This window comes from Paenibacillus pinihumi DSM 23905 = JCM 16419, assembly GCF_000422505.1.
GTDB classification, from domain to species: Bacteria; Bacillota; Bacilli; order Paenibacillales; family Paenibacillaceae; genus Paenibacillus_D; species Paenibacillus_D pinihumi.
Window position 1 is genome coordinate 133,404 of the sequence record NZ_AULX01000023.1, and the last position, 15,767, is coordinate 149,170.

The window sequence follows — 15,767 nt, forward strand, 5'->3', positions numbered from 1 at the left end:
TCGTATTTCTATTCTATTAAACATTTCTATTAAACACGACAGGATAAAAAAATTACACCAAATCGCAGGCCTCAGCCGGCATCCAATGCTCGTCCTCGCCGTCCCATTTGACATTGCAGCCGATAGGATTCGTTAACGGCACGGATACTTCACTGCCGGCAAGCACCTCGGAGATCGCGCGGTCCAGATCATTGACCGTCATTTTGCTGATCTCCCGCGGATTATCTACGCCACGCCCGGTGTAGACAAGCTTGCGTTCCTCATCGAACACGAAAAAGTGCGGCGTCCTAAGGCCGCCATAGGCTTTGGCTACGGCTTGACTCTCATCATGCAGATAGTTCCAAGGGAACTTCTCCTCTTCCATCACCTGAACCATTTTCTCAAAGGAATCATCCGGCTTCGTATTCACGCTGTTCGAGTTAATGCCGACAAAACGGACACGGTGATCCGCGTACTTCAGAGCTGTTTCTCTGGTCACTTCATTCGAGCCGACAACAAAAGGACAATGATTGCACGTAAAAAAGACGACCAGCAGGCGGGCATCCGCGAAATCCGCAAGCGAATACGTTTTGCCGTCTGTGGCAGGCAGTGAAAAATCCGGAGCTTGAGCGCCGATTGGCAATGTAAAAGACATGTTTCATCCACCTTTCGTATTTTAAGTGACAAAATTTGCTTCTCTCGCTAGCAGTATAGCAAACCGCTCCCCAAGTTGTCTAATTGTGGAATAAAACGTTTCATCCTGTCCAAATAGGGTAATAGACTGTAACTTTCCCTTAGGAGGTTCATGTCCAATGAAATTAGTTGAGAAATGCAAAAAGCTTGAGAGCTACCCGACTCATTCATCGGAACGTTTTTTAACTGTCTACCTGAACACGGAACCCACAGGCAACCAGCCGCAGCAGTGGAAAATACGGCTGAAGAACGGCATGAAGAAGCTGATTGAATATTCCAAAGCCCAGGAGGATCACAAGCAGACAAGGCAGTTGATGAATCTTCAATCACAGATTGAAGCCGAACTGGAGAAGAGAAGACAGGACATGAAAAACGGCCTGGTCATCGTCGCTGAGGATTCCGGCGTTCTGCTGTTCTTCGAAATGCTCCAGGCGCCGCTGCCCAACCAGTTTTACTGGGAGGACGAGCCCCGCCTTCAGGAGCTGAAAGAATTGCTGAGCCATTACCCTGCTGCCGGCATCGTGCAGGTGGGCCATGATTCGGTTGCGGTCATTGATACCATACTAGGGGAAGTCAAACAGGAAATGTATTTTGAGTGGAATGCCGAGAATGAGGACTGGAAGGAATACAAAGGTGTGGCGGCTGCCATCCGCGAGGCATCCAGCAGCTCACAGCGGGAGCGTTTCCATGACCGGATGGATGTGAACCGCCAGCGATGGATGAAGCGGCTTGTTCCTGTCATCGAACGGTTCAAGCGCCAGAAGCAGTGGCAGGAGCTGATTTTCACCGGGGAAAAATCTCTTGCTTCGGAGCTGTCCCGGGAATTCCAGTCCATGACGACGCGTGTCATCTCCAAAAATATGAACAGCGCCCCCTCCCATGAAGTCATCCGGGAAGTCTACTCGGCAGGAAGAGCCTGATTACCGTATCCCTTTCTCCCTCCCCCGCCAACTGGTGCTGCGCTGCGGAAGCACCCCCTGATCAGGAAGGACGCTTTCTGAAGGGACAGAACTTAAGCCAATCCAAGCGTAAACGGCTGTGCCCTGTTTAACAGACACAGCCGTTTTACTTTGAATAGAAGCCGCTTATAAAAGCAAAGCTTAGCCTCACATCTATTTCATTTAAGACGGGAAGCAGCCGTCTCCGGCCGCCCTGCCTGCCCTTTCCCGGATGCAGTCAATTGAGGTATTCCAGGCATTCGATTATTCCACTCCAGCGTCTTTGAATACCTTCGCAAAGCCTGCCGCAGACCTGGCGTACAGTTCTTCATTCGTTTGCCCGGACGGCCCGGCTGTAAGAATTTCCTGGGCGACCGCTCCACGATAGCCGATTTGCTCAAGTGAACGGATGAATGCTGCCAGATCAATAACGCCTTCTCCCGGATACAAACGGTCATTATCAAGCACTTCCTCTACAGGAACGGGCTTCGCATCATTAATATGGACGTGTACGATTTGTGAAGGCTCCAGCTTCAGTAAATCCTCCACTGTTCCTTCCGTTGTATACCAGTGGTAAGCGTCTAACAGCAGCCCTACATTGGCGCGGCCGATGGCGCCAATCCAGTCCAGCGTTTCTTCCATGGTCCACAGGAACGGATTTGCCCATCTGGTGCGCAAATGATGCGGACCGACAAATTCCAGACCCAGCCTGATACCGAAGCCATCCAGAATATCTGCACAAATTCGCAGGCGGCGCGTGGCAAGTACAGTGAAATGCGCGGATTTGTAATCGCTTGCAGGCAAAACGTACGTACAGCAGGCTTTCACGCCAAATTTTGCCGCCCATTCAGCGTGCTTGGCCAGCTCTGCCAATCCCGAGCGAAACGTCTCCTCATCGGAACGCCAGTCTACAGGGAGATGAATGGAAGCGACAGTCATGCCAAGCTCCTTCAGAAGTCCTTGTGCTGCCTCCAGTCCGGCTTCCTGTGCCCAACGCTCCAGCTCATCCCCGCCCAGATCTACAGCGCCAAAGCCGTGAGCTGCGGCATTGCGGATGAATTGCTCCGTTGTTTCTCCATGTCCGGTTCCTGCTCTTGTCAAACCTTTAATCATGCTATTCTGCCTCCTTGGTTATCACAGTCCTTATCTCATGGTAAAATAGAAGCCAGCCAAAAGCATTCCGGCTGCTTCGGAATATGTCCGAATTTTTCGGATGGAGGTCATCTTAGTTGACGCAATTTCCAAAGTATTTGACGACCTATCCCAATATGGATCATCAGCTTCCGTTTCATATCAGCCTGAACCGGCTGGCAAACGGCTATCCCGCACACCGGCATGATTTTTTGGAATTCTCCTATGTTTTGGAGGGAAGCGGAGCGGAGTCGGTCAACGGCATCCGGCATCCGATGGTGCCCGGCACCTTTACCTTTGTTCTGCCCGATCAGGTGCATGAGCTGTTCACAGACCCCGGAAGCACACTCGTGCTGTACAACTGCAACTTCAGCATGGATTTGTTGTTGGATTCACCCCGTACAGAGCGATGGTTCCGTACGCTTCTGGAGGACAGGGAAGGGCTTGCTCCGTTTTCCCAAATTGATGGCATAGAACAGGAACAGCTGCTTCAGCATATCCGGAACATGCATCAGGAATATGCAGGACATGCCCACGGGCATGAAGTGTTGCTTAAGGCAATGCTTACCGAGCTGCTGGTCCGTTTTGACCGCAGCCGCCGCAGCTTTCCGGAAACGGGGATACAGACTGCTGCCGCCGCTCCTGCCGCAGGAACGGCGGGGCCGATCATTCAATATATCCGGATCAACTATCAGAATGAAAATTTGATGCTGTCGGATTTATCTGCCCGCTTTTCGATCAGCCCCTCCCGAATTAGTGAAGTAATAAAGGAAGCAACCGGACAGACCTTTGTCCAATACTTGAATGATGTGCGTCTGCGCTATGCCTGCGGACTCCTGTTGTCTACCACTATGAGCATCGCACAGATTGCCGCGGAAGTCGGCTTCGGTTCCTACAAAACCTTCTCCCGTGTCTTCCGTGAGCGAAAAGGCGCCGTGCCGAGCCAGTACCGCAAGCTTAAGCGGCTGCCATAGGCGTTTTCCCGTCCGGCCGCTTGACATTTTACAACATGCTGTATCCGGCGCAATTAATTTCAAATTATCCTGTGCAAATGAAAAGGAAATTGACAGTCCTGAATCGAATTAAAAGAGACAGAAACGTAATCACAGAAAGGTTGATCAAGGATGAGCAAGGTGTCAGTCGAGAAAATCAACTACTTAGGAGAAGAAGCCATCCATGTGCTGACTCCTGAATTGGAAGCGGTTATCGTCCCGTCATGGGGTACCAATCTGCTCGAACTGAAATGGCGGGCGGGTGAACAGGCTTTGCTGCGCGCCCCGCAAACACGCGAGCAGTTCCTCTCCGCTTCGGTGCTGTACGGAACGCCGGTGCTGTTCCCTCCGAACCGGATTGACGGCGGCGAGTTCGAATTCAACGGGCGGACCTACCGCTTCCCGGTGAATGAATCGGAGCGCGGCAACCATATTCATGGCGTGCTGATGAATGAGCCGTGGAAGCTGCACCGTGCAGAGGTTCAAGGTGAGCAGGCCATTGTTGAGACAACCATAGATTCCAAAGAACTCCCGGCAGTATTCGAAGCGCTGCCTCACCATTTCACGGTCAAAATGCAGTTTGTTTTCGAAGGCGCATCGGTCATCCAGCGCTTCATGCTGGACAACCTGGATGAGCAGCCGCTCCCGTGGGGACTTGGCTATCATACGACCTTCAATTACCCGCTGAATGGACAATTGGAATCCGGGCGCTGCACATTCAAGCTGGAGACAGACCAGATCTGGGAGCTTACGGACCGGCTGCTGCCAACCGGAGAACTCAAAGCCATTCCTTACGGAGCAGAGCTGAACGAAGGCATGCCGCTCACCGGACTCCCGCTTGATACTGTATTCCAGATTCCGAAGGACGGCAAATGTGAAGCGGTCATTGCCGATCAGGATGCCGGACTGCAAATTACGTACAGCGGCGACAGCTATTTTGGCCAATGGGTTGTCTACAACAATGATTCCAGAGCCGGCTATCTGTGCCCGGAACCGTACACTTGGGTGACAAATGCTCCGCATGTTCAGCTTCCTGATGATTTGACAGGCTTCCGCGCTCTTGCACCAGGCGGACAGGTAACTGTGGAGACACAAATTGTTGTAAGCACCCTTGCTTAATTACGGATTGTAACATCCTCATCCTCACACCATAGAACAGTCTTCGCAATACAGACCGGGGAGCCACAAGAGCAGCCAGAACGCACTTTGGCCCCCTTCCCATTCGATAAGTACATACCTTAAACCTCATCTGTGATCATCCGAATCATCATAATAACCCGTTCCAACTTGAACAGCTTGTTATATTTCAGAATTATCACAATTTTGTAAACCGAATTTAAGGCTTTTTTAATATTCAACATTTATACTGTTCTCAAATCTTATTAAATAGTTATTGGAGTGATTGATAGATGAGAACGATGATTCTATTTCAAAATAAACCGATCCCTGTCTATATTACAGAATCAAATAAAAAAACCTTGGATAAGCTCGCTCTAACCTTGAACCGTAAATGGGAAACCGGCAAAAATGCGCTGAAAAACTGTCTGCGTTCCCTGATCAGTGTTGAAATCGTAGGCAGCGAAGCCACCCTGCATGCAATCAATGAGAAAGACACCCTGACCATTTCTCTCTACTAGAACATAACAAGCCAAACTCCCTTACTTAATAGAAAGCATCCCCCGGTCAGCCTCTACGGCCTCGATCAAGGGATGCTTATTTGCTTTTTGCTTATGGAATCTGCTGCGTATATATATAGCTATCAGATTGTACTGCCTTTTTGTTATATGCTTATCAGACCTCTAACCTGAAATACTATGTCATAAAACTATATGTTCCCTATTTGTTAGTTCCCGGACTTCCTGGATCGTTTCCTCTATATGATACATGCTGTGAACCGCCCTTTGGCCTCGCCTGTTCGCTACAGCTTATAAAATTCCGCCGCTGTGCCGCCAAACAGCCGCTCCTTATCAGGATCGCCCAGCTTACCCGGCAGCGCCTGCATGAGCACATCCATCATTTCATCATAATTCGCCGCAAGCAGACATACCGGCCAGTCGCTTCCGAACATGATACGCTGCGGGCCGAACAACTCCACCACATGCTCAATATAGGCTGTAAAATCCTCCGGCTTCCAGTGCTGATGATCGGCTTCCGTCACCATCCCGGACAGCTTGCAGTACAGCTTCGGATGCGCAGCTATTGCAGCCATTTGCTCCTTCCAGGGGTGCAGCTCGCCTGCGGCGATTCCCGGCTTGGCGATATGATCAATGACGCCGCGCAATCCCGGCACCAGCTCCAGCAGCTTCACCAGCGGGTCAAGCTGGCGGGATACAACCAACAGATCAACCGGGATATCCCGCTCGGCAAAATAACGTACCGCCTCCACAAAATGCGGCTGCAAAATATCTTCGGCATTTGCCATCTCCTGAATCATCATCCGGAACCCGACAAACTTCGGGTGGCGGCTGAAGCGCTCATAATGATCCTGATAGTCCGGATCGTTCAGATCCAGCCAGCCGACTACGCCGGCAATGGATTCCTCGGAGCCGGCCAGCTCCAGCAGATAATCCGTCTCTTCCAGTGTCTGCGCAGCCTGCACCACAATCGTCTTGTCCAGTCCATGCCGGCGCAAATGCGGCTGCAAATCCTCCGGCAAGTAGTCCCTGTACAGCAAAGGCAGCTCCGGTGTAAGCCATTCGTAATCTCCCCTGCTGACTTTCCAATAATGCTGATGAGCGTCAATTCGCATATGATTGTCCTCCTTGTCTATTGTCCGGTGATGACACCTTTTTTCAAAATAATATTGGCATACTGTGCGCCTTCCCCTGTCGCTATAATGGCATAGGCGGACTTGGCCCGTTCATAGAAGGCGAACCGTTCCACCAGCTCGAAGTCAGGCACAAGGCCTGTCCGCTCTGCAACAATCTCCTGATACCGCTTCCAAATCGGGGTTGCAATTTCATCTCCGGCTACTTTATCCATCAGTGCGACGGGCTGGCTGACATATTGATCGAGCGGAAATACGCGCAATATCGCGTCCAGCAGCTCGGCTGTGCCGTGGCCGTCACACCGGATCAGCTGTCTGGCATGGCTGGCAGCCGGAAAATTCCCGTCGGACAATACAATCTCATCCCCGTGTCCCATCTCCATTAAAACTTTTAGCAGCTCGGGTGAAATCAGCTTCGGAATTCCGATCAGCATTTGTACGGTGCCCCTTTCCTTAAGTTTGCTATCTTATTATTGTAGCAGGGTTTGACACGAATCGCATCGTCCAGTTTTCCCGGCGGAGGTCCACTCCGTCCGCAAGTTGCTAAAGTACAGCCGCTGCTCTACACTTATAGAATAGACTTGTCTATTACGGGCAGGCAACTCCGGCATGCCATTCATTATTGAATGGCATTTCAGGCTGAGATATCTGCCTTATACTTATACTTTAGGAGGTAGCCATGAAAGTAGAAATTTGGTCGGATTTTATGTGTCCGTTCTGTTATATTGGCAAACGGCGGTTTGAGCAGGCATTGGACCAGTTTGCAGGCAAAGGTGAAACCGAGGTTATTTTCCGGAGTTTTGAGCTTAATCCGCAAGCTTCTAATGGAGAAAGTGGAAATGTGCATGCCATGCTGGCGCAAAAATACGGCATGAGCCTGGAACAGGCCCGCGCTTCCACCTCTGACCTTACACAGCAGGCAGCAGCTGTCGGACTCAGCTTCAACTTTGATACGATGGTGAATACGAACTCTTTCGATGCGCACCGCCTGATCTATTTTGCAGAGAAGAACAGCAAAGCTGCCGAGCTTACCGAACTGATGTTCAAAGCCTCGTTTACGGACGGCACAAACATCAGCAGCCGGGAGGCACTTGCCGGGCTTGCAGCTGCGGCAGGACTTGACCGCGGGCAGGCTGCGCAAGCTCTGGAGCAAGACGACTTCACCCGGGAGGTGCGCAGCGACGAGGAAGAAGCACAGCGCCTTGGAATCCGCGGAGTACCTTACTTTGTCATTGACCGCAAATATGCCGTCTCGGGCGCCCAGTCTCCTGAGATGTTCCTTCAGGCATTGAATAAAGCATGGGAGGAACGCAAACCTGTTATTACCCCTTTCAGCCCTGATGGAGCCGGCAGCTCCGGTGGCGCGTGTTCTGTAGACGGGGACTGTAATTAAATTGCTGCGTGCAAAGATTTGACAATTTGAAGTAGAGCTAGCCTGGCTGGCGCTGTCCCCGGACAAGCCGCAGCCAGGCTTGCTGCGCATCTTTATCATAAGAAAAGCCATCCCCAGCAGAGAACGCTGTAAGGATGGCTATTTTCTTGGAAATGGATTTATTATTTGAATACTTTCAAGCGCTCATCGAGCGGCTGGAATGCTTTCTCGCCTGCTTCTGCAGCCACTTTGCCGAATGGCATCTGGGCAATCAGCTTCCACTCTTGCGGGACGTTCCACTCCTGCCTCACTTGGTCGTCAATAAGCGGGCTGTAGTGTTGCAGGGTTGCTCCAATGCCTTCCTGGGCAAATGCCGTCCATACAACGTATTGAAGCATTCCGTTGGACTGGTTGCCCCAGATTGGGAAATTGTCTGCATAGGACGGGAATTGCTCTTGCAGTCCTTTAATGACAGTCTCATCTTCAAAGAACAATACCGTACCATAACCAGCCACAAAACCGTTCATGCGCTGCTCAGTCGCTTCAAAGCTGTCTGCAGGCACAATTTTACGAAGCGTTTCAGTTGTAAGATTCCAGAACTTGTCGCTTTGCTCACCAAGAAGAACGACAGCACGGGCGCTCTGGGAGTTGAAGGAAGATGGTGTATGTAGAATCGCCTGGCCGATAATTTCCTGAATTTTTTCATCGCTGATTACAGAGTCTTTGCTAAGCGCGTAAATACTGCGTCTCTTTTTCACCGCATCAAAAAATGTTTGGCTGCTCATGGTTCATCTCTCCATTCTTAATATCAAAATGTAATCCGGATTAGGATACCCAAATATTGCCGACTAATACAATGTATCTTCATTAAACTAACTTATTAACAGTAACAAAATAATTATTGGCTACTGTCATGATAATAGTATATGATATTTAATTTGCGAATTCAAGCTGATTTTCACCACATCGCATGAAACGGCCAGGACCCTGCATAAGAATGTTACAGAAATAATAAAATTCTCTAGCCTTCCCTTACACCTGCTTTGTACACAATTGAAAATAAAAAAGGCCGGACAGAGTAATCTGACCAGCCCCACACACAAGATTAGCTGCAAGCAGCTGCGTTGTGAAATATGCAATCGTGCAAATTCTCCAAGGCAAACAGGCACTAAGCCATAAATGAAATTGTATGTATATGCCTTGGGAATCATTTATATTCTTACTTTTTGAGTATTTTATCGGATATTATTGCTGCGAGCCGGCGTGATATATTTTAAAAAAATCAACTAAAGTAAAAATGTAACTTGGATTACAGTTTTTCACAAATATATATGTGACAATTGTTACTGCAACTACTATTTAGGGGGATTTTTTTAAAATGAATATCAAGAAACTGCAATCCGGCGCTAAAAAATCCGAAAAGATCCGGATTGAAATTCGCGAGCTGCCGTCACATTTGATTGAGAAAGCATTAGCCGATTATTGGCTGAACAAGGCAATTGTCACCCCCCGGGAAAAAGCCGACTAGCCTTTCTCACGGTTAGCGCTCTTTACGCTGTTGTTCATAAGCTAATCCGATGAACGTCACTACATACACAGCCATAATAGCGAAAGGAGTAATCTGATAGCTATGCACGGAAATCCCGCACAAGGCAGCAGCCGCTACAGTGCCTATACTTTGAAACAGATAGGTCCGGCTCCGGTAAATGGCAACAAAGGGAAGAAAATGAGCGCCTGTAAGTACGCCCACAATTAGCGGCATCCACTGTGGATGATCGATCAGAGCCAGTATCACGATCGGGGCAAATAATAATTGAAGACCGCCGATCAGACCGCACAGCATGGCTAACGGATTATGTCTATTCATCAAATCGGCTCCAAATATTTTGGAGAGCAATATCCCTAGCGGGAACACCATTGCAGTACCGAATATATACACCCATACAGCGGCTTCCTCAGGGAAGAACACGCCTGCTATGCCCGCTACAAACCAAAACAGAATGCCGGAGGCAAACATGGGCAGCCCTTTTTGTGTGCTCTGGGACAGTTGGCTCGTCAGCATCTGCCATGCTTGTTTATATTGGTCCTCCATTCATGATCTCCTTTATCCAGATGACTCAAGCGCCGTTGCCGGGCATCCGGATTCAAATCTACTATGTAGTTAGACAAGGTTTTCACCAAATGGTTGCGCTAATAAATTAAAAATTTCAAATATTTCAGGATTTTTTAATCGTATCCACTCTGTGTTTCTGAAATTTAGAAATCTCCTGCATAATCGGTTGTATTTTAATTAATATTAATGTATATTTATACATAACGATTTAGCAGGAGGTTAGCAATCTTATGTCTTATACAGTTAACGCGAAAGAACAAGAAATTTCTGCGGGAGCAGAAGATTCCGTATTGTTCACCGCTAATCGGCCCAACATTGTAATGGAACGCGGAGAAGGAATGTATCTGTGGGATACAGCAGGAAAGACCTATCTTGATTTTTCCGGAGGCTGGGCGGTCACAAGCCTCGGGCATTCCCCTTCTGTCGTTCAAGATGCGCTGAAGCAGCAGTCGGCAGCACTGATTCATTCCAGTCCTTCCTTTTATAATAAACCTATGCTCCAATTCGCCAAGCTGCTTACGGATATCACCTGCTTCGACAAGGTCTTCTTTGGAAGCAGCGGGGCTGAAGCCAATGAAGCTGCAATTAAGCTCGCACGAAAATACGGGGCTGCAAAGCTTAACGGCGCTTACGAGATCATTACATTGACGAACAGCTTCCACGGGCGCACACTCGCCACAATGTCAGCTACCGGCAAATCCCAGTGGGATGGCCTGTATGCACCGAAAGTACCCGGATTCCGCCATGTCCCGATCAATGATTTGGACGCCTGCTTTGCCGCTATCAACGACAACACTTGTGCGATCATGCTGGAGCTGGTACAGGGAGAAGGCGGCGTCCATATCGTCGATCAGAGCTATCTTCAGACATTGCGTAAAGCCTGTGACGTCTATGGCATTTTGCTTATTGCAGATGAAATACAGACCGGAATCGGCAGAACCGGCAGAATGTTTGCCTATGAGCATTACGGGGTTGAACCGGATATTATGACCTTGGGCAAAGGCATTGGCGGTGGCTTCCCGCTCTCTGCCATGCTGACCAAGAAGCAATTTGATTTGTTTGAGCCTGGCGATCAGGGCGGCACGTATTGCGGACAGCCGCTGGCCATGGCCGTCGGCCGGGCTGTTGTGCAGGAGGTTATCAATCGCAGGCTGGATCATCATGCAAGCGTGCAGGGAAACTATCTGGCGGGACAGCTCCATCGCTTGAGCGGCTCGCTTGGGCTGTCCAACATACGCGGCATGGGATTGCTCGCCGCCTTTGACCTGCACGCTCCTGTGGGGGCTGAGCTGGCTGCACGCTGTCTCCATAAAGGACTAATCATCAATTCCCCATCCCCATACGTAATCAGGCTAATGCCGGCTTTAACGGTCACGTCTGCCGACATTGACAACATGTTGAATATACTTAAAGAAGCTTATAAGGAGCTCAGCATCGCTGCTTCTTGATTTGACATCCGGAGCCTATACTCGAATAAAGCCGTATCCTCTAACTTCAATTGTTAGAGATACGGCTTGTTTGTTATCTATCTATTCGTTTCTACAGCTTTAATTCAAGCGCCCTGGCAGAATTCTGTGACTTTTATAAAGATAGAAAAACAGCCCCAGCAACGGCACAGCCAATGCAAAGAGCAGGAACAATCCCGATTGCTGCCAACTCCAACCCAGACGCCTCGCATCAATACCTGCCCAAATCGACGACCCGATGTGGAATAACAGGTAACAGGCCATCGTTACGGGGATTATGATCAGAACCAAACCCAGCATCACATTTTCCATAAACAGGTCACCTCCCCTTAAGTATGCTTCACTTCCATTGGAAAATCAATTATTCACATGCCAATTCCTTCAATCTCAAACAGAGAATTTCCCCTAACTATAACCGATTCGTTTTCCTTACATTGCCACTATCCGGCGAATTATGCTATAATAGAACACATGTTCTTAATCGGGTTTATTCCTGAACTCTCATGAACAGCAGGTTTATACATCATAATTCATAGGAGTGGTTTTGTATTGCAATTTAAAAAGCTGATATGGATTGCGATTGCTGCAGTATCCGTATATTTGGGCGTAACGGTGTTCCCGGAACTGGAAGATGCGCTGCCTGTCCACAGACCGGCGGGAAATCTTGAGTACGATGTGCTGCTCGAATTTCCGGCGGAAAAATATCCGGAGACCGCAGCCCATATTCAAAACGCTGTCAGCAAGGGACATTCACCAATATGTACGATTGACCGTGAGGGCGCAGAAGGAAACCGCAGGAAGTCGCTTCAAGGGATCCCTACGAAAAAAGGCTTTGACCGGGACGAATGGCCGATGGCCATGTGTGGAGAAGGCGGAGAAGGTGCAGACATTGAATACATAAGTCCTACAGACAATCGGGGAGCGGGCTCATGGGTCGGCAACAAACTCGACAGCTATGCGGACGGGACAAGGGTGTTGTTTCAGATTGAAGGAATGGATCTGGAAAACGTGAAGCAAAAATCAGACTCACAAGCTTCCGGATCTCCTGAGGCTCCTGTGGTCTATAATAGCTGTGCGGAGGCCAAAGAAGCCGGAGCTGCCCCGCTCCGCAAGGGCGATCCCGGCTACAGCGCCAAGCTTGACCGGGATGGCGACGGGATTGCCTGCCAATAGCCATACTGTCATTCAGAAACAGCAAATAGACCGCCCATTGATGATATGCTCCCATCATAGTAGACAGTAGAAAAAACAAAACTTCTACTTCTACCGTGATGGGAGTTTTTGCGATGTCAAAAAGGAGTCCAATTTCATTAGATGTAAAACTACAGGTTGTAAAAAGATGCCTCAAACAGGATTCAAATCCACATTATGAAGCGAAACAACTTGGGATCGACAAAGAAACAGTTAAGGATTGGATTAGGAAATATGAAGCAGAGGGTTATGAAGGGTTAAAGGAATCCAAGGCCTGGAAAACGTACTCGCATGAGCTCAAGCAGACCGCGATTCGTGACGTTCTATCCGGGAAGTACTCCATTCGAGAAGCGACAAGCCAGCATCACATTTCAAGTAAAAGTGTTTTGACGAACTGGATTTCCAAGTATACTTGTGGGAAAGAAATCAAACCTACTCGTAAAGGAACGGTTCACATGAATAAAGGACGTAAGACCACTTTTGAAGAGCGTATTGAAATTGTGCAATATACCCTTGCCAATCAGTTGGATTATCAGAAATCGATGAAGAAATACGATGTTTCTTACCAACAAGTGTACGCGTGGGTTCGTAAATATCAATCGGGCAGTGAGGAGGCTCTTAGGGAGCGTCGTGGCCGCAGTAGACCTGAGGAAGAACTAGATGAGACGGAGCGTCTTAAACTCCGAATCAAAGAGTTGGAAGCGCGTAACGAGTTTTTGGAAATGGAGAACGCCTTCGAAAAAAAGTTGGCAGAGATCCGGCGAAGAAATACACGCTAACCCTCGTTCGACATGTAGACTTGTATCAAGCGATTCAAGAACTGCACACGGAGAAGGGCTATGCCATCATAGCGCTATGCCAGCTTGCTAAAGTCGCCAGATCTGCCTATTATAAATGGCTGAAGTGGAAGCCGTCCAACCGAGAACTTGAACAGCTTTCACTAGCAAAAGAAGTGAAGCTTCGCTATGACAAGCGAAAAGGGATATTAGGTTATCGTCAAATGCGCCTCCAATTGAACCGTAAACTTAAAAAGAAGTATAACAAAAAGCGATACTACCGGATCATGAGAGCTCTCGGATTGAAGGCAGTGATTCGCAGAAAGCGCCCAAACTACGTAAGAGCCTCGGAAACACATAATGCCGAAAACGTCATGAACCGTGAATTTCAAGCGGCTGCTCCGAATATGAAGTGGTGCACAGATGTCACCGAATTGAAGTATGGGAACGGTCGGAAATCCTATTTGAGTGCGATTATTGATGTGTACGACAACGCTGTCGTTTCGTGGGTGCTCAGCCCCTCAAACAATAACAAACTGGTCATGGATACAGTAAAGAAGGCGTATAGGGGGAAGCGTGGGATAACGCCACTTCTGCATAGTGACAGAGGTTTCCAATATACCTCGCATGAGTACAATCGCTTGAAGAAGAAATACGGTTTCACAAAGAGCATGTCTCGTGTGAGCCGATGTCTGGATAACCAGCCTATCGAGCGATTTTGGGGCACATTCAAGGCAGAAAGCTTCTATTTGAAGAAACACGATACTTACGATGAAGTTCTTGAAGATGTAAGGAATTATATCCACTACTACAACAACTACCGATACACCGAGCGACTTAACGGCTTGTCTCCCCATGAGTATGGAAAAGTTGCTTAACAAAAATATTCCCTCAGTTCTCTGCACTTGAACTGAGGGAGTGACCTAACCGTTTTTTGTTTTTTCACTGTCTACTTGACAGGGAGCACTTCATTGACAAGGTACCGGTCTATTTGCCGTTCAAATGCTTGTTGCAAACATCCTTGGTGTATACAAAAATCATTCTTATAGCTTATCTGAACTATTGTCTCATGATAAATTTCAATATCAGCTACAGTCCTCATCTTCACAATAAAAAAAACGGAATCCTTATTCGAACTAAGGATTCCGTTTCTTCACATTTATGCGGTCGAGAGGACTCGAACCTCCACGGGTATACACCCACTACCCCCTCAAGATAGCGTGTCTGCCATTCCACCACGACCGCAAATCAAGTACTTACTTCCATATTATACATTTACTTCTGAGGAGAAGCAAATGGTGAGCCATGAAGGACTCGAACCTTCGACACCCTGATTAAAAGTCAGGTGCTCTACCAACTGAGCTAATGGCTCATGGTGACCCGTAGGGGATTCGAACCCCTGTTACCTCCGTGAAAGGGAGGTGTCTTAACCCCTTGACCAACGGGCCATGCCTTTGTTGAAAAGTCTTAAACCATGTATAAGTTCATTTCGAAACGTAAGTTTTTCTTAATTAAGAAGCAACTTCATCTCTTTCCTGACTGACAACGAAAACTATCTTACCACATTTCCGTCGAGTTTGACAAGCCCTTTTTTTAAAAGAATCTTGTTTATTTTATCGATCACATCTGCATTCGACTTGATACGACATCAATCAGACAAAGAAAAAGGACCGCTGAACGGCCCGTCCGTTTCGTAAGTCGCATGGCGGAGAGAGAGGGATTCGAACCCTCGCACCACTTGCGCAGTCTAACCCCTTAGCAGAGGGTCCCCTTGAGCCACTTGGGTATCTCTCCAAAGTAAAGTCTTGGAACGGAGAAAGAGGGATTCGAACCCTCGAGACGCTTGTGACGCCTACACGATTTCCAATCGTGCTCCTTCGACCAGACTCGGACACTTCTCCATAAAGGCTCCCCGAACAGGACTCGAACCTGTGACAACTCGGTTAACAGCCGAGTGCTCTACCAACTGAGCTATCAGGGAATATTAATTTCTTGCGACAATTAATAATATACCATGCTCAATTTAAAGTGTCAAGCACCTTTAATAATAATTGTTATTCGTCTGTGATAATGTCATCCCATAACTGTTCTGAGATAATGTCACTATGGGACAGGAGACAATTACGTTGACAAAAGCCGAACTGAAGAAGGTACACGTAGTGGAGAAGATTCTTGAGGGACATATGACGAATGCGGAGGGAGCGGCAGCCTTGGGGATGACGCAGCGCCAGGTCATCCGGTTGAAGAAAAACTACCAGACAGGAGGCGCACAAAAACTTGCCCATGGAAACCGGGGTCGGAAACCGAGCCATGCGCTGGCGGATGAAATCAAGGAACGGGTGGTGACCT

General features: G+C 48.4%; 17 protein-coding genes, 6 tRNA genes and 1 pseudogene. 11 read left to right on the plus strand and 13 right to left on the minus strand.

All coding sequences use genetic code 11. From position 1 onward, the window contains the following. Positions 1-52: 52 nt before the first annotated feature. On the minus strand, positions 53-634 hold the full coding sequence (locus tag H583_RS0107440; RefSeq protein ID WP_028559921.1) for a thioredoxin family protein: 582 nt from the start codon (positions 632-634) through the stop codon (positions 53-55). 157 nt (positions 635-791) lie between these two features. Here H583_RS0107440 and H583_RS0107445 point away from each other — a divergent pair, with 157 nt between their 5' ends. After that, entirely contained in the window at positions 792-1,592 is an 801-nt protein-coding gene (locus H583_RS0107445; protein WP_028559922.1) for a VLRF1 family aeRF1-type release factor, read from the plus strand. A gap of 282 nt (positions 1,593-1,874) precedes the next feature. On the opposite strand, the gene H583_RS0107450 is transcribed toward H583_RS0107445, so the two are convergent. Then, positions 1,875-2,723 (minus strand): sugar phosphate isomerase/epimerase family protein, encoded by an 849-nt coding sequence (locus tag H583_RS0107450; protein WP_028559923.1) that lies wholly within the window; start codon positions 2,721-2,723, stop codon positions 1,875-1,877. Positions 2,724-2,839: 116 nt separating this feature from the next. Between H583_RS0107450 and H583_RS0107455 the strand changes: the two genes are divergently transcribed. The 3 genes from H583_RS0107455 (at position 2,840) to H583_RS0107470 (ending at position 5,370) form a co-directional block, all read left to right on the plus strand. After that, positions 2,840-3,715: an AraC family transcriptional regulator gene (locus tag H583_RS0107455; RefSeq protein ID WP_028559924.1), complete on the plus strand. Its 876-nt coding sequence runs from the start codon at positions 2,840-2,842 to the stop codon at positions 3,713-3,715. A gap of 150 nt (positions 3,716-3,865) precedes the next feature. Then, entirely contained in the window at positions 3,866-4,852 is a 987-nt protein-coding gene (locus H583_RS0107460) for an aldose 1-epimerase (RefSeq protein WP_028559925.1), read from the plus strand. Between the two features lie 290 nt (positions 4,853-5,142). Further along, complete coding sequence (locus H583_RS0107470) at positions 5,143-5,370, plus strand: hypothetical protein (RefSeq protein ID WP_028559926.1); 228 nt, start codon at positions 5,143-5,145, stop codon at positions 5,368-5,370. Positions 5,371-5,651: 281 nt separating this feature from the next. Here the strand turns inward: H583_RS0107470 and H583_RS0107475 are convergent, their stop codons facing one another. Then, positions 5,652-6,482 (minus strand): amidohydrolase family protein, encoded by an 831-nt coding sequence (locus H583_RS0107475; protein ID WP_028559927.1) that lies wholly within the window; start codon positions 6,480-6,482, stop codon positions 5,652-5,654. A gap of 17 nt (positions 6,483-6,499) precedes the next feature. Next, positions 6,500-6,934 (minus strand): L-fucose mutarotase, encoded by a 435-nt coding sequence (gene fucU, locus H583_RS0107480; protein ID WP_028559928.1) that lies wholly within the window; start codon positions 6,932-6,934, stop codon positions 6,500-6,502. 245 nt (positions 6,935-7,179) lie between these two features. Here fucU and H583_RS0107485 point away from each other — a divergent pair, with 245 nt between their 5' ends. Continuing rightward, positions 7,180-7,893 carry a DsbA family oxidoreductase gene (locus tag H583_RS0107485; protein WP_028559929.1) on the plus strand — a complete coding sequence of 238 codons (714 nt, stop codon included), beginning with the start codon at positions 7,180-7,182 and terminating at the stop codon, positions 7,891-7,893. 161 nt (positions 7,894-8,054) lie between these two features. On the opposite strand, the gene H583_RS0107490 is transcribed toward H583_RS0107485, so the two are convergent. Next, positions 8,055-8,657 (minus strand): nitroreductase family protein, encoded by a 603-nt coding sequence (locus H583_RS0107490; protein ID WP_028559930.1) that lies wholly within the window; start codon positions 8,655-8,657, stop codon positions 8,055-8,057. A 593-nt stretch (positions 8,658-9,250) separates the two neighbouring features. On the opposite strand from H583_RS0107490, the gene H583_RS36545 reads away from it, so the two are divergent. After that, on the plus strand, positions 9,251-9,400 hold the full coding sequence (locus tag H583_RS36545) for a hypothetical protein (protein WP_154665827.1): 150 nt from the start codon (positions 9,251-9,253) through the stop codon (positions 9,398-9,400). A gap of 12 nt (positions 9,401-9,412) precedes the next feature. On the opposite strand, the gene H583_RS0107500 is transcribed toward H583_RS36545, so the two are convergent. Continuing rightward, positions 9,413-9,964, minus strand: a complete 552-nt coding sequence (locus H583_RS0107500) for a DUF7010 family protein (protein ID WP_051236135.1) — start codon at positions 9,962-9,964, stop codon at positions 9,413-9,415. 251 nt (positions 9,965-10,215) lie between these two features. Here H583_RS0107500 and H583_RS32210 point away from each other — a divergent pair, with 251 nt between their 5' ends. Then, entirely contained in the window at positions 10,216-11,433 is a 1,218-nt protein-coding gene (locus H583_RS32210) for an aspartate aminotransferase family protein (RefSeq protein ID WP_036708791.1), read from the plus strand. Positions 11,434-11,532: 99 nt separating this feature from the next. Here the strand turns inward: H583_RS32210 and H583_RS0107510 are convergent, their stop codons facing one another. Continuing rightward, a complete protein-coding gene (locus H583_RS0107510) occupies positions 11,533-11,763 on the minus strand; it encodes a hypothetical protein (RefSeq protein WP_028559932.1) in 231 nt (76 codons plus the stop codon). Positions 11,764-12,000: 237 nt separating this feature from the next. Between H583_RS0107510 and H583_RS37965 the strand changes: the two genes are divergently transcribed. The 3 genes and pseudogenes from H583_RS37965 to H583_RS0107525 all read left to right on the plus strand — a co-directional run. Continuing rightward, positions 12,001-12,624, plus strand: coding sequence for an excalibur calcium-binding domain-containing protein (locus H583_RS37965; RefSeq protein ID WP_081667035.1), 624 nt, complete (start codon positions 12,001-12,003; stop codon positions 12,622-12,624). A 113-nt stretch (positions 12,625-12,737) separates the two neighbouring features. After that, complete coding sequence (locus H583_RS0107520) at positions 12,738-13,421, plus strand: helix-turn-helix domain-containing protein (RefSeq protein WP_028559933.1); 684 nt, start codon at positions 12,738-12,740, stop codon at positions 13,419-13,421. A 14-nt stretch (positions 13,422-13,435) separates the two neighbouring features. Further along, positions 13,436-14,296, plus strand: a pseudogene (locus H583_RS0107525) (IS3 family transposase); the annotation flags it as partial. 284 nt (positions 14,297-14,580) lie between these two features. Here H583_RS0107525 and H583_RS0107530 read toward each other — a convergent pair. The 6 genes from H583_RS0107530 to H583_RS0107555 form a co-directional block, all read right to left on the minus strand. Further along, positions 14,581-14,663 (minus strand) — tRNA-Leu (locus H583_RS0107530). Positions 14,664-14,714: 51 nt separating this feature from the next. After that, positions 14,715-14,790, minus strand: a tRNA-Lys gene (locus tag H583_RS0107535). A 1-nt stretch (position 14,791) separates the two neighbouring features. Continuing rightward, a tRNA-Glu gene (locus H583_RS0107540) sits at positions 14,792-14,866 on the minus strand. Between the two features lie 255 nt (positions 14,867-15,121). Beyond that, positions 15,122-15,212, minus strand: a tRNA-Ser gene (locus tag H583_RS0107545). A gap of 17 nt (positions 15,213-15,229) precedes the next feature. Further along, positions 15,230-15,319, minus strand: a tRNA-Ser gene (locus H583_RS0107550). Between the two features lie 7 nt (positions 15,320-15,326). Further along, positions 15,327-15,399, minus strand: a tRNA-Asn gene (locus H583_RS0107555). A gap of 145 nt (positions 15,400-15,544) precedes the next feature. Between H583_RS0107555 and H583_RS0107560 the strand changes: the two genes are divergently transcribed. Then, the coding region (locus tag H583_RS0107560) for a helix-turn-helix domain-containing protein (RefSeq protein ID WP_028559935.1) at positions 15,545-15,767 on the plus strand (223 nt) is incomplete at its 3' end.